The 25,793-nt window shown below is 50.7% G+C and carries 22 protein-coding genes; 7 read left to right on the top strand and 15 right to left on the bottom strand.

Annotated features, from left to right (window positions below):
* Positions 1-157: 157 nt before the first annotated feature.
* The 6 genes from GCE9029_RS16450 (at position 158) to GCE9029_RS16425 (ending at position 10,251) form a co-directional block, all read left to right on the top strand.
* Positions 158-568, top strand: a complete 411-nt coding sequence (locus tag GCE9029_RS16450; RefSeq protein WP_231870125.1) for a hypothetical protein — start codon at positions 158-160, stop codon at positions 566-568.
* A gap of 452 nt (positions 569-1,020) precedes the next feature.
* Positions 1,021-2,478, top strand: coding sequence for a circularly permuted type 2 ATP-grasp protein (locus GCE9029_RS16445; protein ID WP_062664829.1), 1,458 nt, complete (start codon positions 1,021-1,023; stop codon positions 2,476-2,478).
* Entirely contained in the window at positions 2,478-3,422 is a 945-nt protein-coding gene (locus GCE9029_RS16440; protein ID WP_062664827.1) for an alpha-E domain-containing protein, read from the top strand. Before GCE9029_RS16445 ends, GCE9029_RS16440 begins: the two co-directional genes overlap by 1 nt.
* A complete protein-coding gene (locus tag GCE9029_RS16435) occupies positions 3,419-6,736 on the top strand; it encodes a transglutaminase family protein (protein ID WP_062664826.1) in 3,318 nt (1,105 codons plus the stop codon). Before GCE9029_RS16440 ends, GCE9029_RS16435 begins: the two co-directional genes overlap by 4 nt.
* A gap of 69 nt (positions 6,737-6,805) precedes the next feature.
* The gene (locus GCE9029_RS16430; protein WP_082804366.1) at positions 6,806-9,373 is read left to right on the top strand and encodes a circularly permuted type 2 ATP-grasp protein; all 2,568 of its coding nucleotides are present in this window, start codon (positions 6,806-6,808) and stop codon (positions 9,371-9,373) included.
* Positions 9,370-10,251, top strand: a complete 882-nt coding sequence (locus GCE9029_RS16425; RefSeq protein WP_062664824.1) for a transglutaminase family protein — start codon at positions 9,370-9,372, stop codon at positions 10,249-10,251. Before GCE9029_RS16430 ends, GCE9029_RS16425 begins: the two co-directional genes overlap by 4 nt.
* An 11-nt stretch (positions 10,252-10,262) precedes the next feature.
* On the opposite strand, the gene GCE9029_RS16420 is transcribed toward GCE9029_RS16425, so the two are convergent.
* The 12 genes from GCE9029_RS16420 to GCE9029_RS16365 all read right to left on the bottom strand — a co-directional run bounded on the left by GCE9029_RS16420 (position 10,263) and on the right by GCE9029_RS16365 (position 21,279).
* Entirely contained in the window at positions 10,263-10,769 is a 507-nt protein-coding gene (locus tag GCE9029_RS16420; protein ID WP_062664822.1) for a DUF2199 domain-containing protein, read from the bottom strand.
* 198 nt (positions 10,770-10,967) lie between these two features.
* Positions 10,968-11,999 (bottom strand): YeiH family protein, encoded by a 1,032-nt coding sequence (locus GCE9029_RS16415; protein WP_062664820.1) that lies wholly within the window; start codon positions 11,997-11,999, stop codon positions 10,968-10,970.
* Positions 12,000-12,013: 14 nt separating this feature from the next.
* On the bottom strand, positions 12,014-13,027 hold the full coding sequence (locus GCE9029_RS16410; protein WP_062664818.1) for an Ldh family oxidoreductase: 1,014 nt from the start codon (positions 13,025-13,027) through the stop codon (positions 12,014-12,016).
* A gap of 96 nt (positions 13,028-13,123) precedes the next feature.
* The gene (locus GCE9029_RS16405) at positions 13,124-14,293 is read right to left on the bottom strand and encodes a UxaA family hydrolase (RefSeq protein WP_002541226.1); all 1,170 of its coding nucleotides are present in this window, start codon (positions 14,291-14,293) and stop codon (positions 13,124-13,126) included.
* 2 nt (positions 14,294-14,295) lie between these two features.
* Positions 14,296-14,583, bottom strand: coding sequence for a UxaA family hydrolase (locus GCE9029_RS16400; protein WP_062664816.1), 288 nt, complete (start codon positions 14,581-14,583; stop codon positions 14,296-14,298).
* 107 nt (positions 14,584-14,690) lie between these two features.
* Positions 14,691-15,698 carry an alcohol dehydrogenase catalytic domain-containing protein gene (locus GCE9029_RS16395; protein WP_062664812.1) on the bottom strand — a complete coding sequence of 336 codons (1,008 nt, stop codon included), beginning with the start codon at positions 15,696-15,698 and terminating at the stop codon, positions 14,691-14,693.
* A gap of 23 nt (positions 15,699-15,721) precedes the next feature.
* Entirely contained in the window at positions 15,722-16,498 is a 777-nt protein-coding gene (locus GCE9029_RS16390; RefSeq protein ID WP_046304665.1) for an SDR family NAD(P)-dependent oxidoreductase, read from the bottom strand.
* Positions 16,499-16,519: 21 nt separating this feature from the next.
* The gene (gene hisD, locus GCE9029_RS16385; protein ID WP_062664810.1) at positions 16,520-17,824 is read right to left on the bottom strand and encodes a histidinol dehydrogenase; all 1,305 of its coding nucleotides are present in this window, start codon (positions 17,822-17,824) and stop codon (positions 16,520-16,522) included.
* Between the two features lie 86 nt (positions 17,825-17,910).
* Positions 17,911-19,221, bottom strand: a complete 1,311-nt coding sequence (locus GCE9029_RS16380; protein ID WP_062664808.1) for a TRAP transporter large permease — start codon at positions 19,219-19,221, stop codon at positions 17,911-17,913.
* A gap of 8 nt (positions 19,222-19,229) precedes the next feature.
* Positions 19,230-19,742, bottom strand: a complete 513-nt coding sequence (locus tag GCE9029_RS16375; protein ID WP_062664806.1) for a TRAP transporter small permease — start codon at positions 19,740-19,742, stop codon at positions 19,230-19,232.
* 90 nt (positions 19,743-19,832) lie between these two features.
* Complete coding sequence (locus tag GCE9029_RS16370) at positions 19,833-20,987, bottom strand: TRAP transporter substrate-binding protein (RefSeq protein WP_062664804.1); 1,155 nt, start codon at positions 20,985-20,987, stop codon at positions 19,833-19,835.
* 22 nt (positions 20,988-21,009) lie between these two features.
* Positions 21,010-21,279, bottom strand: coding sequence for a hypothetical protein (locus tag GCE9029_RS16365; protein WP_231870124.1), 270 nt, complete (start codon positions 21,277-21,279; stop codon positions 21,010-21,012).
* A 181-nt stretch (positions 21,280-21,460) separates the two neighbouring features.
* On the opposite strand from GCE9029_RS16365, the gene GCE9029_RS16360 reads away from it, so the two are divergent.
* Entirely contained in the window at positions 21,461-22,525 is a 1,065-nt protein-coding gene (locus tag GCE9029_RS16360) for a LacI family DNA-binding transcriptional regulator (RefSeq protein WP_062664800.1), read from the top strand.
* Positions 22,526-22,558: 33 nt separating this feature from the next.
* Here GCE9029_RS16360 and GCE9029_RS16355 read toward each other — a convergent pair whose 3' ends face one another.
* The 3 genes from GCE9029_RS16355 to GCE9029_RS16345 form a co-directional block, all read right to left on the bottom strand.
* A complete protein-coding gene (locus tag GCE9029_RS16355; protein WP_062664798.1) occupies positions 22,559-23,095 on the bottom strand; it encodes a hypothetical protein in 537 nt (178 codons plus the stop codon).
* 5 nt (positions 23,096-23,100) lie between these two features.
* On the bottom strand, positions 23,101-25,215 hold the full coding sequence (locus tag GCE9029_RS16350) for an LruC domain-containing protein (RefSeq protein ID WP_062665744.1): 2,115 nt from the start codon (positions 25,213-25,215) through the stop codon (positions 23,101-23,103).
* Positions 25,216-25,430: 215 nt separating this feature from the next.
* Positions 25,431-25,733 carry a DUF1330 domain-containing protein gene (locus GCE9029_RS16345; protein WP_062664796.1) on the bottom strand — a complete coding sequence of 101 codons (303 nt, stop codon included), beginning with the start codon at positions 25,731-25,733 and terminating at the stop codon, positions 25,431-25,433.
* Between the last annotated feature and the right edge of the window lie 60 nt (positions 25,734-25,793).

Genomic DNA, 25,793 nt, shown 5'->3' with positions numbered 1-25,793 from the left:
TCAAGCACAGTTGGCCCCTCTACATGAAGTCGTTGTCGCATTGTTAAGAGTGTAGGAAGAAAACTGGGTACTGTGTAATTAGTCAGGCACAATAGTTAATGAATTTTCAGTAACATGCGCGGTCTTATTGATAGATTCAAATTGAGAGTTTTAATAAGTGAGTGAAAAACCTTCTGACATGGACAAAAATCACGCGATTCTGAACAAGCCACTTTCCTTCGTCATCCTGATGTTGGGGATGACTTTTGGGGTGCTAAATCTGCAGTTGGTGCTGGGAGGAGAAGAACAAAGTCTATTGATGAATCTCTTGTACGGCTTTCTGGCGTTCGTTGCTATTTTTGTCTCTCTGTTCTGGGTATTCGATTCTAAAAATACCCGTGTTACGGATGAGTATGTCGAGAAGGGAAAAAGCCGAATTTACTGGCACGAAGTCACTCATGCTAAATCCAATGAATTTTCTATTGTGATTTCCGCCAGTAAGATACGCGTTGTGGTGAATTACTATGCGTACAGAAACCCTGAAGGCTTAATGAAAGAAATCCAGTCCCGTCTGCCTAACTCCAAATAAGGCAACACTGAAAAGTTAAGCATCAATACGTTGCATGAAATTGAACAAAAAACATACAGAAACGAAAATCAGTGTTAACGTCAGATTATTTGCACCTATATGGTGCGAACCCTCCAAGCTAAACCGTTTTCGGTGAACCAAAGTCCTAAATTGATTGAATTTATATGCGCAATATCGTGAGCGTAATCTGTCGTTTATTGCGAATTGGCAGGGCAATTATGTTGAGCTTCTAGAAAGTTCTACTTCCTTTCAGGTGTAGACCATAAATACTGCAGAAAGTGTCTCATTATTAACTCTTTTGTTTTTTAAGTAAGCGGCTCGTCCAAATGATAGAGCGATCGACTTGAAAAATATGCAAAAAATCAGAATAAAATCGCGAATTTCGTCAAGTTTTCACGCTCAGGAACGGCGTAGAGTCAGTTAGGTGGATCGCAAAAAAAGGAAGAACCGCCATGAGTGATTTGATGACGAAGTACGACAGTGGAGAGTTCTTCGACGAACTGGTGGACAGTAAAGGAAATTACCGCGTTTCCTCTGACCGATTGATTAGATACCTAGAAGATCTTTCAACGGATGAACTGGAGAAACGCAAGCAGGCGGCTGAGGCAACCATTGAGGACATGGGCATCAGCTTTACCGTATATACAGATGAAGGAAATATAGACCGGGCCTGGCCTTTCGATATCATTCCCCGAACCATAGATGCTGACGATTGGGCAATCGCAGAAAAAGGACTCAAGCAACGACTCACCGCACTTAACCGCTTTATCGACGACCTCTACCACGATCAAAACTGCATTAAAGACGGCATTATCCCTGCACATATCATCGAAGAATCCAAAAACTTCAGGCCAGAATGCGTCGGTGTTTCGCCCCCCTTTGGTGTTTGGGCGCACATTTGTGGCACCGATTTGGTTCGTGCGGGCGATGGCGAATTCTATGTGCTGGAAGACAACCTCCGCGTGCCATCCGGCGTTTCCTACATGCTGGAAAACCGCGCTATCACTAAACGTGTGTTGCCGGAGTTGTTCGAGAATGACGACATTCTTCCTATCGACGCTTACACGGCTGAACTATTCAAAACATTGAAAGCGCTCTCACCGCGCAAAGTGAAGCAGCCTGAAATCGTCGTGCTGACACCGGGTATCTATAACTCTGCGTATTTTGAGCATGCTTTCCTTGCCCAGCAAATGGGTGCTGAGCTGGTGGAAGGTAACGATCTTTTTGTCGATGACAACGACTGCGTGTACATGAAAACCATTCATGGTCCTGAGCGGGTTGACGTGATTTATCGCCGTATCGACGATGAATTCATCGACCCGGAAGTCTTCAACAAAGATTCCATGCTGGGTGTGCCGGGTTTGATGCGTGCATGGAAAGCCGGAAATGTGGCACTAGCCAACGCACCGGGGGCTGGTGTGGCTGATGACAAAGTGGTTTACGCTTACGTACCGGAGTTAATTCGCTACTACCTCAATGAAGAACCGATTCTACCGAATGTGGAAACCTTCCTGTGTGAAGACGAAGAGCAGCGTGAATATGTGTTGGCAAACCTCGACAAATTGGTGGTCAAGCCCGCCAATGAATCGGGCGGTTACGGCATGTTGGTGGGGCCACACTCCACCAAAAAAGATCAAGAACTGTTCGCCAAACTGATTCAGGAAAACCCGCGCAATTACATCGCACAACCCACCTTAAAACTCTCAACGGCACCGACGCTGGTGGGACGCGGAAAACTGGAACCGCGCCATCTCGATTTACGTCCGTTTATCCTGCAAAGCAAGAAAACCTATGTCACTACCGGTGGACTAACCCGCGTCGCTATGAAGAAAGGCTCGCTGGTGGTCAACTCGTCACAAGGTGGCGGCAGTAAAGACACATGGATTGTTAGAACAAAAGGAGCGAAGTGATGCTATCGAGAGTTGCAGAACGCCTGTTTTGGAGTGCGCGCTATCTGGAGCGCGTAGAGAACATCGCTCGTTTGGTGAGCGTTTACGATGAAGTGTTGTTTGACCTGCCACGCGACGTGAAAGTCTCTTGGTACAACCTGATTGAGATTAATGGCTGTGTTGAAGAGTTCGGCGCTATTTACAAAGATCAGGGTGAGAAAAACGTCATGCGCTTTCTGCTGGCGAAAGAAGACAACCCAGGTTCGCTGTTGTCTTCCTTGCTAATGGTGAAAGAAAACATCCGCACCACGCGTGATGTAGTACCGGAAGAAATGTGGGAGCTGATCAACGAACTTTGCCAATACGCAAAGAACAACATTCAGCAAGGTATCAACCGTTCAAATCGCCATGCTTATTTGAATGCGATCATTGAAAGTTGTCAGAAAATCAATGGATTGCTGGCTGACACCATGAGCCGCGATGAAAGCTGGAGCTTCAATGTGATGGGGCGCTATACCGAAAGGGCAGACATGTGTACGCGCATTCTGGATTCAGCGGTCATCATCTCCGTCAACGCCTTGCCCGAAGAGAAAGTGGTGCTAGACCAAGCCATTTGGTCGAAGGTACTGAAATCGCAAAGTGGGTATTTAACCTGTCAGCGCACCATGAAAACGGGCATTGATAGTGTGGTGGCGTGTCAGTTCCTGTTGGGCGACCAAAACTTCCCGCGTTCGCTGAGATTCTGTCTGCGCCAAATCAAAACTGCGTCGACTTACCTGCCACGCTATGAAGCGGTCGCTGAGTCTGCGGAAGCGCTGCGAGCCAAAACCTACGAGGTGGAAAGCGAGGACGATATCAACCTGTCGCTCAGTGAGTATCTCAATGATATCCAGTTGGCGCTGATCGATCTGCAATGCCAGATCCGCGAAACCTGGTTTGATTTCAAACACGGAGAGGCCGCATGACCATTCGCGTAGCGATCCAACATAAAACGTCGTATCAGTTTGATCGTGACGTGAACGTATCTCCGCACGTGCTGAGACTCAGGCCGGCGCCACATTCACGCACCCACATTCATGCTTATTCGCTGAAAGTGACACCGGAAGATCATTTCATCAACTGGCAGCAAGACCCGTTTGGTAACTATCAAGCGCGCTTGGTGTTCCCTGAGAAAACGCGCAAGTTGGAATTTGAAGTGGAAGTGATCGCCGACATGACGGTCATTAATCCCTTCGACTTCTTTATTGAGGAATACGCCGAGCATTTCCCGTTCAAATACGATGCGTTGTTGCTCGAAGAGCTCTCGCCGTATCTGAAAACATCGGAAGATTGCCCTGAGCTTGACCAGTGGATGGCGGCGATTGACCGAAGCGAAACGCCGATCGTTGACTTCCTTGTAGGGTTAAACAGCCAGTTGGCAAATGAAATTGGCTATGGGATTCGCCTGGAACCGGGTGTGCAGACGTGTCAGGAAACACTGACGCTGAAGAAAGGTTCCTGCCGCGATACCTCATGGCTGCTGGTGCAAATCCTTCGCCGATTAGGATTGGCGGCGCGTTTTGCTTCGGGCTACTTAGTTCAGCTTACTGCTGATGTAAAAGCCCTAGATGGCCCGTCTGGCCCAGAAGAAGATTTCACCGATCTCCATGCCTGGTGTGAAGTCTACTTGCCCGGTGCAGGCTGGGTAGGGTTGGATCCGACCAGTGGTTTGCTTGCGGGAGAAGGACACATTCCACTGGCTTGTACCGCAGACCCGATTTCCGCCGCACCAATCACAGGTGGCACAGACAAATGTGAAGTCACCTTTGATTACAGCAATACGGTCACGCGCATCCATGAAGACCCGCGTGTGACCAAACCCTACAGCGATGATGAATGGGAAAACATCAAAGCGCTGGGTAATGCAGTGGATGCTGAGCTGTCAGCGGGAGACGTGCGTCTGACCATGGGCGGCGAGCCGACGTTTGTCTCTGTCGATGATATGGACTCAGATCAGTGGAACACCAAAGCGCTGGGTGATGACAAATTGCGTCTCGCAAAGGACCTGCTGATTCGCTTGAAGGATGAATTCGCCACTCACGCCATGCTGCATTATGGGCAGGGCAAGTGGTATCCCGGTGAAGAACTTCCGCGCTGGGCGCTGGGTTGTTTCTGGCGTACGGATGGCGAAGCGCTGTGGCGTGACCCTGCATTGCTTGCCCGTGTTGATAAAGATTATGGGCATGACATTGAAGACGCAGAGCACTTCAGCAAAACACTGAGCCAATCCTTGGGGTTGTCCTCTGTGTTTGTCCAGCCAAGCTTTGAAGATTCACTCTATTATCTTTGGCTGGAGCGGGGTTTGCCGGATGGCGTGAACCCGAAGAAAGCCAAACTCTCCGATGACCTCGAAAGACGCCGTCTTGCCAACATACTCAGCAAAGGCTTAGACAGCGTGACGGGGTATATCCTGCCTATCGCCTATTCCGGTTCGGGTTGGTACAGCTCCAAATGGCCGATGCGCTCCGACGTGATCACCTTGGTGCCGGGCGATAGCCCAATGGGTTTCCGCCTACCGCTGGAATCTTTACCCGCCACGACGCCGGAAGAAATCATTCCAGAACGTGACCCGTTTGAACCGCGAGAAGAGCTGCCTGTTTACTCTCAGGAAAACATCTCACCGGAAGATGCGGATGCACCAAAGCGGTATGTCAGTGTGGTTCGCACCGCGATTTGTGTGGAACCAAGGCATGGCAGGCTGCATGTGTTTATGCCGCCGATGAACACGCTGGAAGAGTATGTTGAGCTCATTCATCACGTTGAAGAAACAGCGAAGAAACTGGAATTACCTGTGGTAATTGAAGGCTATGAGCCCCCGAAAGATCACCGCTTGCAGAAGTTCCTGATCACGCCAGACCCTGGTGTGATTGAAGTGAATATTCATCCATCCCGCAGCTGGAACGAGCTGGTTGAGAATACCGAAACCTTGTATCAGGCAGCTCATGAATGTCGCCTCGGCGCAGAGAAGTTCATGTTGGATGGCCGTCACACAGGAACCGGGGGCGGGAACCATATCACTTTAGGCGGCATCACACCTTCCGACAGCCCGTTCCTGCGCCGTCCGGATTTGCTGCGCAGCTTCGTGAACTACTGGCAGCATCATCCGGGGCTTTCATACCTTTTTTCTGGCATGTTTATCGGCCCAACCAGTCAGGCACCCCGTGCAGATGAAGGGCGTGACGAAGCTTTGTATGAGATGGAAATTGCGTTCCAGAACTTCCCTGATGGATTAGTCGACCAACCTTGGCTCGCAGACAGGTTGATGCGAAACCTGCTGGTGGACATTACCGGTAATACCCACCGCGCGGAGTTCTGTATCGACAAACTTTATGCGGCAGGCACTGCAAGTGGCCGGCAGGGTTTACTCGAATTCCGCGGGTTTGAAATGCCGCCTCATGCACGTATGTCGCTGGTACAAAACCTGCTGATTCGCTGTCTGGCTGCAAGGTTTTGGAAAGCGCCGTACCACAAGCCATTGGTGCGCTGGGGAACCTTGCTGCACGACAAATTCATGATGCCGCACTTTGTGTGGGAAGACATCAAAGAAGTGGTTGACGACCTGCAACAGCATGGTTTCCCGTTCAAGCTGGAATGGCTCGCGCCGTTTGAGGAATTCAGGTTCCCGCATTACGGTCGATTGCAACTGGATGATATGGAAATCGAAATCCGCTGGGCGATAGAACCTTGGCACGTATTGGGCGAAGAAGTGACTCAATCCGGAACCAGCAGGTATGTGGATTCGTCGGTGGAGCGCATCCAGGTCAAACTGAGTGGATTGACAGACTCGCGCTACATGCTGACCTGCAATGGCCGCCGTGTGCCGCTGCGCCCAACAGGCAGACAAGGCGAATTTGTTGCTGCGGTGCGTTATCGTGCTTGGTCACCACCATCAGCGCTTCACCCAACATTGGGTGTGGATGCGCCTTTGGTGTTTGATTTGGTGGATACCTGGAATGGTTTATCTGTTGGTGGTTGCACTTACCATGTCAGTCACCCGGGGGGACGAAACTACGATACCTTGCCGGTGAACAGCAACGAAGCGGAAGGACGGCGTATCACCCGTTTCAATGACGATGGCTTTACACAAGGGCCGCTAATGCCGCCTCCAGCCTTTGATGCGCTGCGCAGGTTCTACCCGAATGAAGAGGTTGCCAAGCCTATATCTCCTCAGAAGGAAGAGGTGAGTTTTGAGTATCCGAATACCTTAGATTTGAGAAAACGGAACACTAGAGTGAGCTGAATTCCCGACTGTTGGTTTGAATGAGGTATCCTTCGTTACGAAGAAAACAGGAAGGTTTCTAAAACAACAATGATGAATGACTCAGATACTGAGCTTGAAGGGGCGGTTTCGCCCCTCACTTATCTTCAGCAGGGCAACGGAGACGCCTTTGATGAAGTTTACGAAGAGAACAAAAAAGTCCGCGCACATTGGGAACCTATTCTCTCCCATTTTTCCGGGCTTCGAGCAGAAAGGCTGGATGCATTGCATCGCCGTGCTCAGCGGATCCTGCGTGATGATGGTGCGACGTACGACCTGAAAAATGATCCTTTGTCGCCGGATGTTTGGTCGCTGGATATTCTTCCCAATATTATCGATATTGCCTCATGGCAACATGTTGAAAGTGGGTTAAAGCAGCGGGCAGAGCTATTCAATCTGATCCTGAAGGACATATATGGCGAGCAGCGTCTGATTAAAGACGGCATCATTCCACCGGAAATTATTTTTAGCCACCCAGACTTTATCCGCGAGTGCTCGGGTATCAAAGTTCCCGGCGAAAAACAGCTAATCCTTCAAGCCACCGATCTAATTCGAGACAACTCGGGTCACTTCGTTGCCATTGGTGACCAGACTCAAGCGCCTGCGGGCATGGGTTATGCACTGGAAAACCGCTCGGTAATTTCCCGTGTTCATTCCAAAATCTTCCGACATAGCTATGTGAAACGCCATTCGAGTTTTTTCCAAACGCTGCGAAATACGCTGACTGATCTGGCGGCGCACAAAACGGATGACCCAAAGATTGTGATGCTTACACCAGGTTCATCCAGCAGCACCTATTACGAACATACTTACCTTGCAAACTACTTGGGCTACCCCTTGGTGCAGGGCGGCGATTTGACCGTTCGAAACGGTAAAGTCTGGTTAAAGTCGATCAATGGTCTTTCGCCGGTGGATATCATTCTTCGGCGAACTGACGATAAAGACTGTGATCAGGTCGAACTCAGCGCTTTTTCTATGTACGGGATCCCGGGGTTGTTGGAAGCAGTACGCAGCGGCAGTGTCATTCTGGCAAACCCACTGGGCAGCGCGGTGTTGGAATCACCAGCGCTGATGTCGTTCTTGCCAGCACTCTGCGAACATTTCTTCAAAGAACCGCTCAAGCTGGAAAATGTGGCGTCTTACTGGTGTGGCGATCCAGATTCGCTGGCGTATGTTGAAGCGAATCTGGACTCTCTGATCATCAAACCGGCTTATCGCCGCTCTCAAGGCATGTCGGTATATGGCCACAGCCTCGATGAAGAAGGAAAACAAGCCATTCTGGCTAAGATTCGCAGTAACCCTAGCAACTATGTCGCGCAAAGCTATGTGCCGGGTTCATTGATTCCAGTCTGGTGTGACGGGTCATTGGAAAGTCGTCCAAGCCTGCTCAAAGCTTTTACGGTTGCAGCAGGTAGTGAATATTCCGTTATGCCGGGTGGTTTGAGTCGGGTTGCGGATGCGCAGGATGACTATGTCGTCACACATCTTTCCGGCGCACGAAGCAAAGACTTCTGGGTAACCGCCGATCAGCCTGATCATACTCACCAGTCACTGCTTGAGCGTTCAGGCTTTGAACTGGTTCAGGAAGGCAATCTGCCAAGTCGCGTCGTCGATAACTTCTTCTGGTTTGGGCGCTATGCGGAACGTGCAGAAATGAGCATTCGCCTTATCCGGGTGGTGTTCAAGCAACTGAGTGGTTTGGAGCTTCTGGAAACTGAAAGTCGGGATACCCTACTCAAGGCTGTTTCCCTACAGACCCGCTGCTTGCCCGGTTTCACAGAAGGGGAAGAAGACCTTTTCGAAAATCCAGAAGGTGAACTGGCAGATTTGGTAACCAATGCCAACCGCGTGGGTTCTATCAAATCAAACTTGTTAGCAATGTTGGCTTGCGGCGAGCAGGTGAGGGAGCGTTTGTCGGCTGATACCCGCATCATCCTCAACCGTCTACGTGACAACCTCTACGAGATCGATCGCGCATTCATGAATGGTTTGCCTGAAGCACCAGAGGAATCGTTGGATGGACTGGTTACATCCTTGCTGGCGCTTTCCGGTTTAAGCAACGAAAGCATGTTGAGGGGCCACGATTGGTTGTTCCTGCAAATGGGTCAACGCACAGAGCGCGCGATCCAGACCGTTACTTTGTTGAAATCCACGTTGGTGGAGCAGTTGCCTAGCCTGCCTCAACAACAGGTGCTGGAGTCGGTATTACTGAGCGTGGAAGCGCTGATCTCTTTCCGTCGCCGATACCGCACTAAGGCCCGGGTGCCATTTGGTCTCGATCTGCTGATGATTGATCGCACCAATCCAAGAGCGTTGGTTTACCAAATCGAAAGGCTTCGTGAATTCCTAGATATGTTACCGAAGCATCAGTCTTACATTCCGGGTGGCTGGACACCGGAAAACCGCGTGATTCTGAAAACACTCAGTGACATTCAACAGGTCGACCTCAATGCGCTTTCAACGGCAAATGATGAGAATCGACGCGAGGCGCTTGAAGCGCAATTGAACAGCGTCAGTGCGAACCTCGAACAGTTCACATCACTCATCGCAGACAAGTACTTCGACCACACGGCTGGACCTCAACAGCTCATCAAACCTAAATGGAAATTGGACGTATGAAATTCCGGGTCCAACATAAAACAACTTACTCCTACAGTGCGCCTGTGACCCTTTGCTACAACATGGCGCACTTGGTGCCGCGTGATACTGACAATCAGCGCTGCTATAACCATTGGGTCAATGTGACGCCTTCACCTGTCTATCAAAACGAGGGTGTGGATTACTACGGCAATAAGACGTTTTACTTCTCTATTCAGGAACCCCACCAGACTCTGACGATTGATGTCGTCAGCTATCTGGATGTGCAACCTACGCCGTGGGGTGCAATGGTAGAAAGCCATGCACTGACCTGTGGTGAGTTGAGAGAGATACTGAAAAAAGCGGAAAATGAAGAAGCGAGAATGGCGAGTGAATTTGTGCTGGATTCAGCACAAATTCAGCGTTCAGACAACCTTGCTGCTTTCGTTGATGAGTTGTTTAAAGACGATCAACCCGTACTGAAAGCCACCATGGCGTTGACCAGCAAAATCTTCAATGAATTCACCTTCGATCCCGCTGCAACGGATGTCACCACGCCACCAGAGCAAGTGCTGGAGCAAAAGCGCGGCGTTTGTCAGGATTATGCCCAGCTCGCGATTGGTTGCCTGCGTTCGGTAGGCCTTGCTGCCCGTTATATGAGTGGTTATATCGAAACCTTGCCGCCTCCTGGACAGGAAAGGCTAGTGGGCGCTGATGCCTCTCACGCTTGGTTTGCGATTTTCGTCCCTGATGTCGGTTGGGTGGAGTTCGACCCGACGAACAACCTGATCGCCAGCGACCAACATATCGTGACAGGATGGGGCAGGGATTATGCTGATATCACACCGCTGCAAGGCGTAGTATTTGAAGGTGGTGACACCCACAGCCTGAGTGTGGCTGTGGATGTGGTGCGGATTTAGTTACAGACCACTCAACCATGCATGCAGATCTCAGCAATTTTCTGGGCTTTTTCGATGCTGATGCCATGAGTAAAGTCTTCATAAAGCTCATGTTTGGTTTCATGCAAAGTTAAGGTGGGTCGTTGTCCATCAGGCTGTGGTGTCACATCGGTGGCAAGAGAATGAGTGCTTTCATAATAAGGGAGACGATTGCAGAACCACCCAAAATAACCCATCCCATCTTCGGGCTCGTCCCAAGTGGCAATGTAGTGGTCGTAACTTTTTTCGCTAAGAGATACCCACACTCCCCACATAAAAGGGTCCGTCACGCCATGAATTGGGATTTCTAAAATGACCCGTGCGAAATAGTGGTAACCGTCGCCATCTTTGTAGTAACAGAGGTCATCACCCAGCTTACCCGCTTCTCTGACTTCGTCTGGCTGATCAAGCCATGGATCAGGCGCACGGTAAGCGAAACTTGGAGAGCCTTCATGTATTTCTTCGCAGCTTGAACACTTAAAACTGAATATACCTGCCATATCAAATTCCCATCCCAAGTATCTCCGGATTTACTTAGTAGTATCTAATATCAGATCTTAGCGGTAATAGGTTTTTAAAAAAGTCGCCAACGTCAAAATTGATTTCCTTCAACGTTTTCTGAACCGTACAGAAGACATTATGTGCAGATTACGTTGAAGGAAGTAACAGCAAGGTTGGGATTTAGATTTTATGGGCTGCTAGAAGAACCAATAAATCCCCACTAACACCCAAGCTGCAATTGCTACCGTCTCAATCACCACCATCAGAATCGGCTCGTAGCCGATGGTGAAGAGTTTCTTGACAGAAGTTTTAATCCCCAAGGCAGCAACTGCCGAAACCAGACACCAGGATGAGAGTCCTGACAGGGTATTGGTCACGCCAACAGGCAGGATATGGGCGCTGTTTATCGCAACACAAATACAGAAGCCGATAACGAAAAACGGAAGCAGTGGGATATCTGCTTTCTCGCTGTCTTTGTCGGGATGACTGCGGAAGTAAAGGGAAATCACCAGAATGACGGGAACCAGCAACGCCACGCGCAGTAGTTTTGTGATGGTGGCGAACTCGCCGGCTTGCGGGGAAATAGAATAGCCTGCACCAACAACCTGCGCGACGTCGTGAATGGTTCCGCCGATGAAAATGCCAGCCAGTCGGTCATCAAAGCCTAAAAGGTTAACGAAGATGGGGTAGATGACCATGGCAATGGTACTGAATGCGGTGACCGCGATAACCGTAAACAGCGTGTTACGCTCACTGAACGGGTGTTTGGGTAGAACTGCCGAAATCGCCAGCGCAGCAGATGCGCCACAGATAGCGACTGAGCCGCCCGTCAACACGCCGAACTGAATGCGGCGGCCGAGAATTTTCGCCACTAACATGCCGATAGTAATGGTGAGCGCTATGCCTAGTGCCACCCAAACCAGCACTTCCCAGCCGAGAGACGTCATCTCTTCCACGGTAATGCGGAGGCCGAGTAGAGCAACACCAAATCGGAGGACTTTTTTGGCAGCAAACTCCACGCCTGCCTGACACTTGGAATCATCAGCGAGAAAGTGAAACGCAATGCCCAATAGGAGGGCAAAGAGCATTTGCGGTGCACCATAATGTGCTGCTAGAAAGGTGGCTGCAGCAGCGACGGTGACGGAAAGTAACAGGCCGGGCGCAAGGGTACGGGCACTTTGGCTCAGTGATTGCCAATCAGGGAGACGTTGTCTTAGTTGTGATTGCATGAATAACTTCCATGTTATTGATTATTAGATAAGTCAGCTAATTCCTTCAGCTCTTTCATAGTGGCTTCGGTAAGGTGTAAGCCTTCTTTGAGAACACGTTCACGGCGGATAATGCGACGCTGTCCGGGCAAGCGAACACCCTCCTGCTCACACATGGTGTTGAGGAGTAATTCAAGACGTTCAGCAAATTGTGTTCCAGAAACAGTCGTATCGATGGCGATGACAGAATGTCCGATAGCAGGTGGCTCACCCTCAGTATCGAAAAAATTTGACGCCTCAAAGCCATAAAGGGCACTGGTTAGGCTTGCTGAGAGAATCTCGACCATGAGCGCGAGCGCAGCACCTTTGACATCGCCGATAGGGAGCATCGAGCCTTTTACCGCAGAATCAGGATCTGTGGTTGGCTCACCATTGGCATCGATCGCCCAGCCTTCAGGAATGGTTTCGCCGTTCTTTCTGGCGACCAATACCTTGCCGCGGGCCACTTTGCTCAGGCTCATGTCGATGACCAGTGGTGGAGCACCGTCACGGGGGCAGGCAAAAGCGATAGGGTTAGTGCCAAAGAGGGCTTTCTTTCCGCCCCAAGGCGCAATGGCGCTCGGGCTATTGGAAAATACCAATGCGATACAACCTTGCTTGGCAATACGTTCTGCGTGGAATCCTGCTTGTCCAAAATGGTGGGAACGGTTGACTGTGGCTAACGCAATTCCTTGGGCTTTTGCCATGGCGGGAAGCAGGGAAACAAGCTTGTCCATAGCAGGAAAGGCAAAGCCGAGTTCTGCATTGATATGACAAACCGCGGGTTTTCGGGTATCAACCTTTGGCGTCGCTTCACCCATCACTTTTCCGCACTTAACCTGCTCAATGTAGGCCGCAAGACGGGCGAGTCCGTGACCTGATTGACCGTCGATTTCCGCCTGAATTAGGGCGTTGGCGACAGATTTGGCATTGGTCGGCGACACGCCCGCGTTTTCCAGCGCTTGTGCGGTCAGGGATTTTGCTTCTGAAGGGTCGATAAACACAGGCATAACTGGCTCCTGCGAATGGTAAGGAAAAGGACGCTGGGTTTCCCCAGCGTCGGTCTTGCTGTATCAAATGATTGCCGCGCCGAATAAGCGAAATGCTTATGCGCTTCGATACAGTTTGGTCAGAACGAACTCGCGGTGACCCAGCGCTTCTGCTGCGGTTGCACGGCCGTTTGCGGTACGCAGCGTCATGTCGATCAGCGCATCACCCGCTGTGTCGAGATTCAGCTCACGGCGCAGAATGCCGGAAACGTCTACATCGATGTGCTCACCCATGGTACGCACGGTACGTGGGTTCGCAGTGATTTTGATAACCGGCACAATAGGGTTACCAATGACGTTGCCTTGCCCTGTTGGGAACAGGTGAACCGCGAAGCCTGCAGCTGCCTGCAGCGTCACACACTCTGCCGCCGCAGAAGAGGTATCCATGAAGTACAGACCTGGGCCTGCTTCTGGGCGCTCTGCTGGCGTCAGAACATCAACGAACTGCGTGGTTTTACCGATCTTCTGGTAGTTACCAAACGCTTTCTCTTCGATAGTGGTCAGGCCGCCTTCGATGTTGCCTTTGGTTGGTTGGCTGTCAGACAGGTCAGACGTTTTGTGTGGCTCGATAACTTCGTCCATGTATGCCTGCCAGGTGTCCAGGAACTTCTGGCCAACTTCCGGGCTCACTGCACGGGTCTTACAGATTTGCTCTGCACCGGTCAGCTCTGACGTTTCACCGAAACATAGGGTCGCGCCTTCCGCTGAGAACTTGTCACACAGGTTACCCACGGTTGGGTTCGCTGCCAGACCAGATGTGGTATCAGATTCGCCACACTTCATTGAAACCCACAGCTCGCTCACGTCGCATTCTTCGCGGGTCAGTTCGCTCGCGTAATGAACGTATTCTTTCGCTACGCGGGAAGCGGCAGCAATCGTGTTGATGTCACCGTTTTGCTCAATCGCAAAGCCTTGAACAGGCTTACCAGAAGCTTTGATGCCTTCAACCACACGGCTGGTCCAGCCCGGCTCGATACCGATAACTACAACCGCAGCCACGTTCGGGTTGCAACCTGTACCAATCAGGGTACGGAAGTGCAGTTCCAAATCTTCACCAAATTGCAGGCGGCCATACGGGTGTGGCAGTGCAAGTGTGCCTTTGATGTTGTTAGCTACGGCTTCACATGCTGCGTTAGACAGATCGTCCAATGGCAGGATGATGACGTGATTGCGCACACCGACACGGCCATTTTCGCGGCGGTAGCCCATAAATGTGTATTTGCTCATGGTTACCACCTCTTGGTTTTCACATTGTGTACGTGTACGTGACCGCCTTTCGCGATGTTTGCGACAGCTTTACCGATATCGTTGTCATACTTAAGAATGGTGTCGCCGTCTTTAATGTCGCTCAGCGCCACTTTGTGGCCGAGAGGGATTGCGTCCAGCGCGAGTACTTCGATGGTGGCATCTGTGTCCATCACCCATCCGGTTAGCGTTTGGCCTGCTTCGAGGCCCTCGACCACAATCACGCCGACAGTGTCAGACGAGTCATGGACGAGAAAGTCCGGTGCTTGCATTTTCATCTCCTTTTGAATCAAGGTTTAAAACTTACTTCCATATATCCTTGGCGTGGCTGGCATACAGCTTGGGCAATCTGCTTCACCAACCTTGCTTCGGTGTTTGTTTACCCTTCGGGGAGCAGCACCACTTTGGCAGCGGCGATACGTCCGTTAAGTAAATCGTCAAAAGCGTTCGCTCCATCACTAAGCGGGCGCTCCTGAATCCAGTCCAGTGCGCCAAGCGCACCGTTATGCATGGCTTCAAGCGTCGCTTTAAAGTCCTGCATGGTGTAGGTGTAACTGCCTGCGAAGGTCACTTCCTGAAGGGTGAACTTACGAACATCCAGCCCTTCGAAGCTGTCTTGCAGTCCCACATGAATGATCACGCCACCGGGTTTTACCGCCGCTGATGCACCCATTCGCGTATGTTTATTGCCCACGCAATCCACGACGAGATCCATGGTGTTCTCACCAACGACCTGATCGGTCAGGGGGTCGAAAACAGTGGCGACATTGGCCTTTTCCACGGTTTCACGGCGTAGGGCATTGGTTTCGGCCAGATAGATTTGCTTGCAGCCTTGTGCAGCAAGTGACAGCGCAGCTGCCAGACCCACTGCACCACCGCCATAAACTAATGTTTTGTTTTCCACCAAAGGACGTTTGCTGAGCTCTGCGCCTTTGGTGACGGCGTGCCAGCCTGTAGCAATCGGCTCAGCCAGTGATGCTGTGCTGAGTGACATACCCTCCGGTACTGGCACTAAGTTGCGTTTGGGAATAGCGACAAATTCTGCGAATGCACCTTCCCTTGGCGGCATTGAAATAATCTGGCGAGATTGGCATTGGTTCGCGAAGCCATTCAGGCAGTATTCGCATTCGCCACAGCTGACCAGTGGGTTGATGACGACGGCTTGTTGATCCCATTCGCCACCGTGGACGATACCCGCACCTTCGTGCCCGAGAATTAATGGGGCAGGGCGTCGCTCGTCGTGACCGAGGTAAGCGTGTAAATCAGACCCGCAAATCCCAACCGCCCGGATTTCGACCAACACTTCGTCTTCCCGCGGTGTTGGTACTTCCTCGTTGCGGTAGGTCATTTGATTTGGACCTGTGTAAACCAGCGCTTTCATATCCATTTCAATTAGTCCTTACTGCTTGCCTATTTCGCGGTATAGCCGCCATCAAGGGAAATCATCTGACCTGAGATGTAATCCGAGGCTTTGGAGGCCAAAAACACCGTCAGTCCATCAAAGTCGCTCAGCTCTCCATTGCGTCCAACCGCAGTCATTGACGCGTGGTGCTTGGAGAGTGAATCGTCACTGAACACTTTCTCGGTGAGTGGTGTTTGGAAGAACCCAGGTGCAATGGCATTGGTGGTAATGCCTTCCTTCGACCAGGCTTCTGCCATTGCTCTTGTCAGCTGCGCGACGCCGCCTTTTGATGCGCCATAAGGAATAGAATTGGCAAAGGCGCGATAGCTTTGCAGCGAGCCGATATTGATGATTTTTCCGTGGCCTTTTTCCCGCATGCCTGGCAAGCAGGCTTTGGCGAGAAAGAAGGGAACAGACAGGTTGAGGTTCAACGTCATGTCCCAACTTTCCAGCGTGATGTCATCGGCGGGTTGGCGCAGGTTGACGCCAGCGGCATTCACCAGAATGTCTGGCGCGCCAAAGTGCGATGACACTTTTTCAATGAATCGGGGCAGCGTTTCGCGCTTGTTAAGGTCAACGGTTTCGATAGCGGCGTCTCCGCCTTCCCCGGCAATAGCGACCGCCGTTTGTGCCAGTGTTTCTGCGTGGCGTCCGGAGAGCACCACTTTTGCACCCGCTTTGGCGAGGGCATAAGCCATACGTTGTCCGATACCGGAACCCGCTCCCGTCACCAATGCGACTTGACCTTCAAGGTTGAATAGTTGATTTATCATGCTGCCCGTCATCTCAGTCCCTCTTCGTTTTACTTACTCTGGCTGCAGGTTGAACTGCTCGTCAGGGAAGTATTTCGCGAGGCGTGCATCGCCCGTTTTCGCGTGTGCTTCCATGCCTTCAAGGCGGGAAATACGCGCAGTTACTTGCGCAACATCTTTGCTCGCTTCCTTGGTGGAGCGTTGATAGGTCACTACCTTGATGAACTTGCCCGCACTCAGGCCACCGGTGTACTTGGCAGCGCCTTTGGTTGGCAGGATGTGGTTTGGCCCTGAGGTTTTATCACCGAAGGCCACATTGGTTTCTTCGCCAAGAAAGAGAGAGCCGTAGTTGCGCAGGTTTTGCAGCCACCAATCCAGATCTTCAGCGTGTACTTCTAGGTGTTCAGAAGCGTACTCATCGCTGACTTTCACGGCTTCTTCTTTGGTGTCGACAAGAATGACTTCGCCGTAATCGCGCCAAGCAGCTTCCGCTGATTTGCTGTTGAGCTCTGGCAGATCAGCAATCAGTTCGGGCAGTCGTTTCATGACTTTCTCAGCCAACTCTTCTGAATCTGTCAGCAGCCAAGCCGGGGTGTTAGGGCCATGCTCCGCCTGACCGACCAAATCGACCGCGACCAGTTCTGGGTCTGCATCAGCGTCTGCAATCACCATCACTTCAGAAGGGCCAGCGAACATGTCGATACCCACACGGCCATAGAGCTGGCGTTTAGCTTCAGCTACGAATTGGTTACCCGGGCCAACAAGAATGTCTGCTGGGTGACCAGTGAATTGACCGAATGCCATGGCAGCGATACCTTGCACGCCACCTAAGTTCAGAATGGTGTCAGCGCCACACAGGCTTAGGGTGTAAAGAATCGCAGGGTGGATACCGCCTTCGCGGCCTGGAGGTGAACACGCAATAACATGGTCAACGCCTGCCACTTTTGCAGTGGTTACAGACATAATCGCGGATGCAATGTGTGAGTAGCGGCCACCCGGCACATAACAGCCTGCGGCTTGCATAGGGATCAAGCGCTGACCCGCGAACAAACCTGGGGACAGTTCGGTTTCAAATTCGCTCAGGCTATCTAACTGTGCCTGAGCAAAGTCGCGAACGCGTTCATAAGCAAACTGAATATCCTTTTTCAGTTGCTCTGGAACTTTCGCCGCTGCCGCGTCGATGTCTTCCTGAGAGACGACAATGTCGCCATGCCAGTTATCAAATTTTCGCGTGTAAGCGATGCAGGTTTCTTCACCGCCCTGCTCGATATCTTTGAGCATGTCCGCCACGATTGCGCGAACATCGTCTTCACCTGTTGCAGCAGTTTTTTCTGCTTTTTTCAGATACTTAACAGCCATGTCGATAATTTCCTCGTTAAATTTTGGGCGCAACTTCCCTGTCTGGCTTGTCGGCGACAAGCCAGGGGAGGGTTAAATACATTGGGTTAGTCGAGCGCCCAGAGCGACAATTCGGGGATAAATGCTAGGAGCAATACCACCGTTAACATGGATATGACGTAGGGCCCCGATCGCGCGGCAATCTTCAGAACCGAGGTCCCCGTTAATCCGGATACAACAAAGAGGTTCAGCCCAAGTGGCGGTGTGATGAAGCCGACACCCAGTGCGGTAACCATCATGATGCAGAACTGCACATCTTCCATGCCGATCTCGCGTGCCAGTGGCAGCAGGATTGGCGACAAAATCAGAATGTTTGGCGTGGTTTCCATAAAGCAGCCTGAGATGATCAAAATACCAATCATGATCAGAATCAGTGCCGTGCGACTATCAGTAAACGATGTCATGGTTTCCACGAATGCCTGTGGTACATCCAGCGCGGCCAGTGTCTGTGCCAACGGCAGGCTCAGCGCAATAATGGGCAGAATCACGCCGTTTACTTTGGCAGAGCTTTCCAGCATTTTCGGGAAATCACTGATTTTCAGCGTGCCTTGGAAAAGGCCGATAATAATGGTGATAACCACAGCCACCGCGGCAGCTTCTGTCGGAGTAAACACACCTGAGTAAATACCACCAAGAATGATGACAGGTACCAACAGGGCATAACGGGCATCGACCACGACTGAAAACCAGCGCTTGATAGAGAAGCCTTGTCCCGCGTTTTCATAACCGTAAATACGGTTCATGACGACGTTGGTTAACATGATGGCCATCATGACCATGACACCCGGTACCGCTGCTGCCAGGAACAGCGTTGATGCGGAAATACCCAGCACAAGACCAATAATGATGTAGGCAATTGATGGCGGGATCAGGATCCCGGTACAAGCACCTGCGGCGACCAGTGCACATGCGTAAGGTTTTGGATAACCCTGCGCCACCAAGCGGTCAATGGTCATTCGTCCTACTGCTGCTGCACCTGCTGCGTCAGAGCCAGAGATACAGGCGAAGAAACCACAGCCTAAAACGGTTGCACTACCAAAACCTGCTTTCGCACCGCCGACACTGGCTTCTGCCACATCAAGCAGTTTGTTCGAAAGACCGGTTCTCACCAGAACGTCACCTGTCAGGATAAAAAGTGGGACGGCAATCAGCGCGAATGCATCAATACCGTCGAACAGAGATTCACCAAACAAGGACAGAGGTAGTACTTCGGTGATAAACAAGAGGGCGATTGAGCCCAAGCCCAGCGATACCCATACCGGCACCGCGAGTGCGATGAGTACCAGCATGGCAATAACAGGGCCATAGAATTCCCAGCCAAGATCGACGGAGACCTGTTGCGAGTAATAATTCAGCATGAGACCTCCTAATCAAACAGCTTGTTGCCTTCAAACACAGGAGTATTCCGTGTGAGGCTTCGGATATCCCTGCGCATAGACTGCATAAGTCGGAATATCATCATGGAGAATCCCAGTGGAACAGCGGCGAGAAACCATGCCTGACTGATCCCCAGACCATGGGTCACAGACCCGAATTTCAGCGATATCTCAATAGGGTGGATTGACCAATAGAGCGCGAATAATGCGACAACCAATGTGGCGACATCCCCAAGTAAATAAATGGCTGCCTTGCCTCGGTTTGGCAGGTAGTGCAGCAAGACATCGATACGTATGTGCGCGCGCTCTTTTACGGCTGCGGATGCACCGACCCACGCCAGATAAATAAAGGCATACCTTGCAACTTCTTCGCCCCAGATGGAGGAATAGCTGAAGACAAAGCGTCTCAGTACTTCCATGGCGATGGTGATGACGATGGTGGTGTAGAAGAACAACAGCAACCAGCGCTCACCATTTTCGTCGATTTGTTTTAAGAAATTCATTGTGACCGTCCAACATCCGTTTCAGAGAGAGTGGGAGCCATTTGGGTGCGCTAGGAGAAACGTCCACCCAAATGGCGATTTACTCAGCTGTTAAACGTCGTGAACGAATGGACCTTTGTTTTCATTCGCCGCTGCAAGCAGTTTGTCAAACGCAGCTTTGGAGCCAGCAAGTTCGTTTTTGAATGAATCCCAAGCGGGTAGCTGATGGCCTGCTTTGTCGGCCCACAGCTTCATTTCATCATCGTTTGGTGCATAGAATTGCACCCCAGCGCGGCTCAGTTCAGCCATGGCGTAGGCACGTGCAGCAGGAACTTTCGCGAGGTTTTGCAACGAGGTCACTTCACTGGCGAATTCAATGCCTTCCTGAATGTGACCTGGCAGGCTGTTAAACCACTCTAAGTTACAAGAGAAGACTTGTGAGTCTGGCACTGAGCGGTTGAAAGTGACCCAAGAGAGCACATCTTTGAAGCCGAAGACATTCAGCGCTTCTACCGAAGGGTCGAGGGCATCTGCCACGCCTTGTTTGATCGCCGAAGGCGTTTCGCCCCAGGCAACTGGCGTTGGGTTTGCGCCCAGCAGGCGGTAGAACTGCTGAAGGATTTTCGAACCCGGTACACGGAATTTGATGCCTTCCATTTGATCTGGGGTTTTGATTGGACCTTCGAGACCATTACGAATTGCCACAACGCGAGGGTCGATCACCACATACCAAAGCGGTTTGAAGCCTTTCGCCTCTACTTTCGGGTGGATTTCGTTCTTCCAAGCGTCAGACGTTACCAGATTGACGAACTTCTGGTTCTCACCACACCAGTAAGGGATGTTGATGAGGTCGACAGCAGGTGCAAACGGTGCAAAGTTAGAGAGAGAGTGTTGCGCGGCCTGAATGGTACCTGCCTGTACTTTTTGCGCTAATGCGCCACCGGCACCCAGTTGACCACCCGGTGCCAGTTTTACGTAAACTTCACCGTTGGTCATGTTCTGGATGTTTTCTTTGAAATCCAGCTGCATGATAGGGTAGCTGCGGGATGCACCAATGATGTATGCCGTAGCAATCGTCATGGTGTATTTAGCTCGCTTCTGTCGTTCTTTTTCTTCATTAGCCGCAGCGTGTGCGGTGGTTGAGGTCAACAAGGCCCCCGAGGCACCTGCGACGACAGCTGCCGTAAAACCTGCTTTTTTTGCAATTTCCAGGAAACGGCGACGCTCTGCACTTTGTGGGGAGTCATCCTTATGGTGAACAGACATATATCTACTTCCTTTCTGCTTTTTATCGTAATTCTGTCGCACGGCTGTCAGCTTCCTTTTCGGCTGACAACGTGGCGACGACGAAAGTCAGTGAAGCGAGGAGAAGTAAAATGAACTCCCCAACATCACCGACGCGAACTATGGATGTGGACCCTGAAGCGATCTGAATCTTTGTGGCAATCACATTGAGGAAGTACAGCGAAAAAAGCACCGCGGGGGTGATGTAGCGTTTCTTTAACGTCATGTCGCATTGCCTCACAGTAGTCAGTCGTTGTTGGCTTGCAGTCGCCATTTGTAGTTATAGCACCTACCAATCTTGTAAAATGATTGTTAAATGTAAGCGCTTACATTGTGAAGATAGAAGAGGGGTTGAATGACTGTCAAGTTTTTGGCGGTGAAATTTTTGTATAACGCTATAATTAGGTAAGTTGCGGTTTATAAATCCCAAAAGTGAGTCAACGATATAACTTTCTATGACAAAAGAGACTCAATCAGCGCGTAAGCGCTTACAAAAACGACCGTCAGATGCACCAACGGCGGAAGATGTTGCGATTGCAGCAGGGGTGTCGACGGCGACAGTATCCCGCTATTTAGCGAATCCTACGTCTGTGAGTGAGAAGCGGGGCGCCTTGATTCGATCGGCGATTGAATCACTTGGCTACATTCCCCATGGTGCTGCTCAAGCGCTGGCCTCACAACGTTCACGAACCATCGGTGTTATCGTTCCCACATTAGACAACGCGATCTTTGCTGAAGGTATTCAGGCTTTTCAACGTAGGTTGCAGGAAAAGGGTTACACCCTGTTTATTGCCAGCTCGGATTATTCAACAGAAGAGGAGTTGGCTCAGGCCGAACGTTTGATCACCCGTGGCGTTGAAGGTTTGATGCTGGTGGGTGCCGAACACCAGCCTCAGCTTTTCGAGATTCTCGACAAGAAGCAACTACCCTATCTCTACACTTGGTCTTTTAAGCCTGAGTTACCTCATCCGTGTATTGGGTTTGATAACTACCGGGCTGCAACTCGCCTTACTCAGTTTTTGGTGGATCTTGGACACACAAGTTTCGCAGCCATTCCAGGTATCACTCGTCTTAATGACAGAACCAAAGACCGTCTCGCGGGTTGCTTAGATACGCTGAAGCTTAAAGACATCAAGCTCTCAAAAGAACGAATTATTGAATGTCGTTACGATCTGGCGGAAAGCCGACAGGCATTGCGAAAGCTGATGGACTTGAATCCAAGGCCCACGGCGATTGTTTGTGGTAACGATATCATTGCCATGGGTGCTTTGCTGGAAGCACAAACGCTAGGTATTCGAGTACCGAAAGATTTGTCGATTGTGGGATTTGATGACGTCGCTATGGCGTCTCATATTCACCCTGCGCTTACCACCATGCAGGTACCTTCCAGAGAAATGGGTGAGAAAGCGGCGGATTATCTTTTGGCGCGACTTGCCAGTGAGCCAATCAACGACACGCTGGAACTCGAAGCAAAGCTTGTGGTTCGGGAAACCACAGCAGCAATAAAAACAGGCGGGTAAGTCCCGCCTGTTTGTTTTGAATGGTATTGAAAGCTACCAAACCCAACTGGATTGCTCGTTGTTAATCCTTGTCTGTATCGGCGTTGTTCCATCGTAAAAGTAGACCTCGGCCAGCATGTAGTATTGGGAATCGGCTAAGGGGTAGGTTAGTGAAGCCAACCCGTTTTCTACATCGGCCGAGGTGATTCGGCTGTTGTAATCTGCGCTGTAAGTACCGTCATCGTTTTGGGTAAATCCACCATAAATGGAGATATATCCCTGACTTGTACTGTAGCCGCTGATATCGATGCTGACATTTTGTGAGTCGACAGGGTTGTAGCTAAATCCACTCGGTACCACCATTTCAGACATATTGGTTGCTGAACTCAATACTGTGGGTGGGATGGCAACATCAGCACCAGAGGTATCGGTCATCATTCCTAATGGCGTTGTACTCGTGGTGCCAGTATCAGATGATGATGCCGTTCCGCTATCTGTGCCTGTTGGGCCAGAGGAAGTGGCGTCACCGCCGCCTCCGCCACATGCAGTAAGTAATCCAGCCAGAGTCAGTGTGATAAATGGATATTTCATGTCAGTTACTCCTCTGGCACGTAGATTTTGTTTTCGGCTGCATTTTCTTCTGCATGCCAGGTGGTATTCGAGACACCCTCGCTTTCCGTGTAACCTGCGAACAGTGGGTATGCCTGGATTAGGTCAATATGTTCGCGAGGCCATTTCCACTCGTCCGTGATAAGCAGTACCCAAGGAAGGTGCGAGCTTGTTTTGTAGTAGCGGTTTTCTGCCGGCACACTATCATCGTCTTGCCAACCGTAAAGGAAGGTGTCGAACTGCTCAGTGGGCGCTTGGTCAGGCAGGTGGATTTCTAGACCACGGCCTGGGTTGTACCAGATACCATCCCGTACATAACTGCCTGGGGTCGAGAAGATAAATGGGTCGTAAGGCATATCCACTAAACCGTAGGTGTTGACGCCCTCGTTGGTGTAGATATCAATCTCAAACTCAAATGACAAGGCTTCCTGACAGTACTGGGCGGTACGGTAGAAGTTGCATTCGCCGGAAGGTATTTTGGTTTTCAAATCTTCATCAATGATGAAAATCGCTTCCGTGGAGTCTGTTTCCAACCCATTGTTTTCTTGCACCACACCATTGTGTTTGAGCGTGGTCGCAGCACTGTCGATATCAGATTGATTCAAGCCAGGTAGGCGGATGGCAAAACCATTGTGGTAGCCCGCACCATAAGCTGCGAGGTAGCCCGTAATGAGAATGCGTGTTGCGTGATTGTCCTCATCGAGTGTTTCTGTCATCCGGAAGCGGATTACCACATCGTTCATGTCGTAATCGCCTTCTTTCGGCCAGTTATCCTCGTAAGCGATAGTGGCGTAGCCCTGCTCGCTCGGGTAGTGGACGAGTGTGGTGCCGGATTTCATGACAGTGACAGGGTGGTCTTCTACCTCACCGGTTGTCGCACCGCCATAGAAATCAAGACCTGACTGCTCAGCGAAACGGAATCGACTGTAGGTTGAACCGACAGCCGCATCGACTGGCACAGAGATCGAAAGTGTGTTGGCACCAGCGGCCAGCAGGCTATCACTGATGATTTTCTCGCCGCTGTCTTTGAAGTCGCCATCGGCATTCCAGTCAATCCATGCTGACAGATAGCCTTGCGTAGACGCCTGAACAGAGACGATTGCGCTCGAACCTGCTTCCAGAGCGGTAACAAAGCCTACGCCGTCTTCATCGGCGAGACCTGCTTTGTTGTCATCTAATGGAGAAATCAGGCCGTCGCCTTCGCTGTCCGGTGCAACCGAACCGAGGTAATATGCCGTGCCCGTTTGGTGACGTGGACCGTTTGACGCTAACAAGGTCATATAGCTATCCGGGGCATCACCAAAATCGATTGTAGAGTCTTCGTCAATAACGGGAGCATTCGCACAACGCGCGCCGTCGTTTTGATTTGAATTGGGACCGTCTGCGAACTTCACTGCGGTAATGTCCCCATCTGCGCCGTAATCAGACAAATCAATGCGGAAGATGTCCCCGTCACTGTTACGTGAAACGTAGAAATAACCGTTGACATCAAAATAGCCTGCGCCGAATGTCCCGGTTATACCTGCATTACCAACCAAGGTGGTGCTGCCATCTGTGGTGTCGAACAAATAGAGGTTGCCGGTTTGGTTGTCGATGCCGTAAAGCCCGCCGTTACCGGGATGGAAAGCGAAGTCGGTCAATCTGACTGATGCGGTGTTTGTGATTTTCTCCATCACTAAAGTGGCATTCGGGTCACTGTCCAGTGGGCTCAGATCGATTTTGAATAGACCTTTGCCTTGGCGATACAGGTAGTAAGTGTGATCATAAACGTCACCAACAAAGAACGTGTGGTCAGTGGGAACGTCTGAAACGTTTAATACTTCTGCTTGGAAGTCTTGCCCTAAACGAACAATTTGCTTGTTGGTTGTGTCGTACCCATAGATATATCGGTCTTCGAAGTCGAAACCTACGCCGTTGATATTGGCGTTTAGTCCTGTGTCTGATTGTAGAAGCGTGGTAGAGCCAGTAACTAAGTTTACGCCATACACTTGCACAGGCGTTGATTGGAACAGGTAGGCTTTGCTCGGACACGTGTCAAAAGGCGCTGCAAATGCAGCGGGAGACATCAGCGCGAGCGCGATTGATATTGCACGGCGAGACATAGTCAGCTCCGGGTTTGAGAAATGTTGCTGAAACCATTTCAAGGAGCGTGCCATTTTTATCTTTATGAAATATATGGAATTTTCAATGTGAGAATCAGCCTGAGAAGGCGATTTTTCTCAGATTGATAGTCATAAGAAAAGGGACGGGATACTGATTTCTCAATATGAGAAAAACGATAAACCGCCGCAAGGTGGGCGGTTGATTGGCAGAGACTTTAAGCTAAGTCATCTTTTCCTTCTATGAGGAAATGATGACTGATTGAACCTTCAGTACGTGCTTTTAGATGAGGAACATATTCTGGATCGTTCATAAAGTTAATCGCAGCCTCTCGCGATGGCCACTCAATCACGATTCGCAGCGCAGCACCTTCACCTTGCCCCTCTAAACGTTCGTGGCTGTCGGTTCGAGCCAGATACTTGCCACCGTATTGAGCAACAAGTCGGTTGGCTGGGCCGATATAATCTGCCACCCAATCTTGAGTTGTGGGTGTCACTTCTAGTACTGAGTAGTAAGTCATTTTGTTTTACTCCATTTTGAAATTGGCTGACTTTGCCGCGTGTAAATATTGGTTTTGGCG

It is taken from the genome of Grimontia celer (assembly GCF_900055185.1).
In the GTDB taxonomy this organism is placed as follows: Bacteria; Pseudomonadota; Gammaproteobacteria; order Enterobacterales; family Vibrionaceae; genus Enterovibrio; species Enterovibrio celer.
This window is presented reverse-complemented; position numbering and strand designations above follow the sequence as displayed.

Bases quoted from the DNA above. Each gene is read 5' to 3' on its own strand.
- GCE9029_RS16445 (WP_062664829.1), top strand. From the start codon at position 1,021: ATGAGTGATTTGATGACGAAGTACGACAGTGGAGAGTTCTTCGACGAA.
- GCE9029_RS16440 (WP_062664827.1), top strand. From the start codon at position 2,478: ATGCTATCGAGAGTTGCAGAACGCCTGTTTTGGAGTGCGCGCTATCTG.
- GCE9029_RS16435 (WP_062664826.1), top strand. From the start codon at position 3,419: ATGACCATTCGCGTAGCGATCCAACATAAAACGTCGTATCAGTTTGAT.
- GCE9029_RS16430 (WP_082804366.1), top strand. From the start codon at position 6,806: ATGATGAATGACTCAGATACTGAGCTTGAAGGGGCGGTTTCGCCCCTC.
- GCE9029_RS16425 (WP_062664824.1), top strand. From the start codon at position 9,370: ATGAAATTCCGGGTCCAACATAAAACAACTTACTCCTACAGTGCGCCT.
- GCE9029_RS16420 (WP_062664822.1), bottom strand. From the start codon at position 10,769: ATGGCAGGTATATTCAGTTTTAAGTGTTCAAGCTGCGAAGAAATACAT.
- GCE9029_RS16415 (WP_062664820.1), bottom strand. From the start codon at position 11,999: ATGCAATCACAACTAAGACAACGTCTCCCTGATTGGCAATCACTGAGC.
- GCE9029_RS16410 (WP_062664818.1), bottom strand. From the start codon at position 13,027: ATGCCTGTGTTTATCGACCCTTCAGAAGCAAAATCCCTGACCGCACAA.
- GCE9029_RS16405 (WP_002541226.1), bottom strand. From the start codon at position 14,293: ATGAGCAAATACACATTTATGGGCTACCGCCGCGAAAATGGCCGTGTC.
- GCE9029_RS16400 (WP_062664816.1), bottom strand. From the start codon at position 14,583: ATGCAAGCACCGGACTTTCTCGTCCATGACTCGTCTGACACTGTCGGC.
- GCE9029_RS16395 (WP_062664812.1), bottom strand. From the start codon at position 15,698: ATGGATATGAAAGCGCTGGTTTACACAGGTCCAAATCAAATGACCTAC.
- GCE9029_RS16390 (WP_046304665.1), bottom strand. From the start codon at position 16,498: ATGACGGGCAGCATGATAAATCAACTATTCAACCTTGAAGGTCAAGTC.
- hisD (WP_062664810.1), bottom strand. From the start codon at position 17,824: ATGGCTGTTAAGTATCTGAAAAAAGCAGAAAAAACTGCTGCAACAGGT.
- GCE9029_RS16380 (WP_062664808.1), bottom strand. From the start codon at position 19,221: ATGCTGAATTATTACTCGCAACAGGTCTCCGTCGATCTTGGCTGGGAA.
- GCE9029_RS16375 (WP_062664806.1), bottom strand. From the start codon at position 19,742: ATGAATTTCTTAAAACAAATCGACGAAAATGGTGAGCGCTGGTTGCTG.
- GCE9029_RS16370 (WP_062664804.1), bottom strand. From the start codon at position 20,987: ATGTCTGTTCACCATAAGGATGACTCCCCACAAAGTGCAGAGCGTCGC.
- GCE9029_RS16365 (WP_231870124.1), bottom strand. From the start codon at position 21,279: ATGGCGACTGCAAGCCAACAACGACTGACTACTGTGAGGCAATGCGAC.
- GCE9029_RS16360 (WP_062664800.1), top strand. From the start codon at position 21,461: ATGACAAAAGAGACTCAATCAGCGCGTAAGCGCTTACAAAAACGACCG.
- GCE9029_RS16355 (WP_062664798.1), bottom strand. From the start codon at position 23,095: ATGAAATATCCATTTATCACACTGACTCTGGCTGGATTACTTACTGCA.
- GCE9029_RS16350 (WP_062665744.1), bottom strand. From the start codon at position 25,215: ATGTCTCGCCGTGCAATATCAATCGCGCTCGCGCTGATGTCTCCCGCT.
- GCE9029_RS16345 (WP_062664796.1), bottom strand. From the start codon at position 25,733: ATGACTTACTACTCAGTACTAGAAGTGACACCCACAACTCAAGATTGG.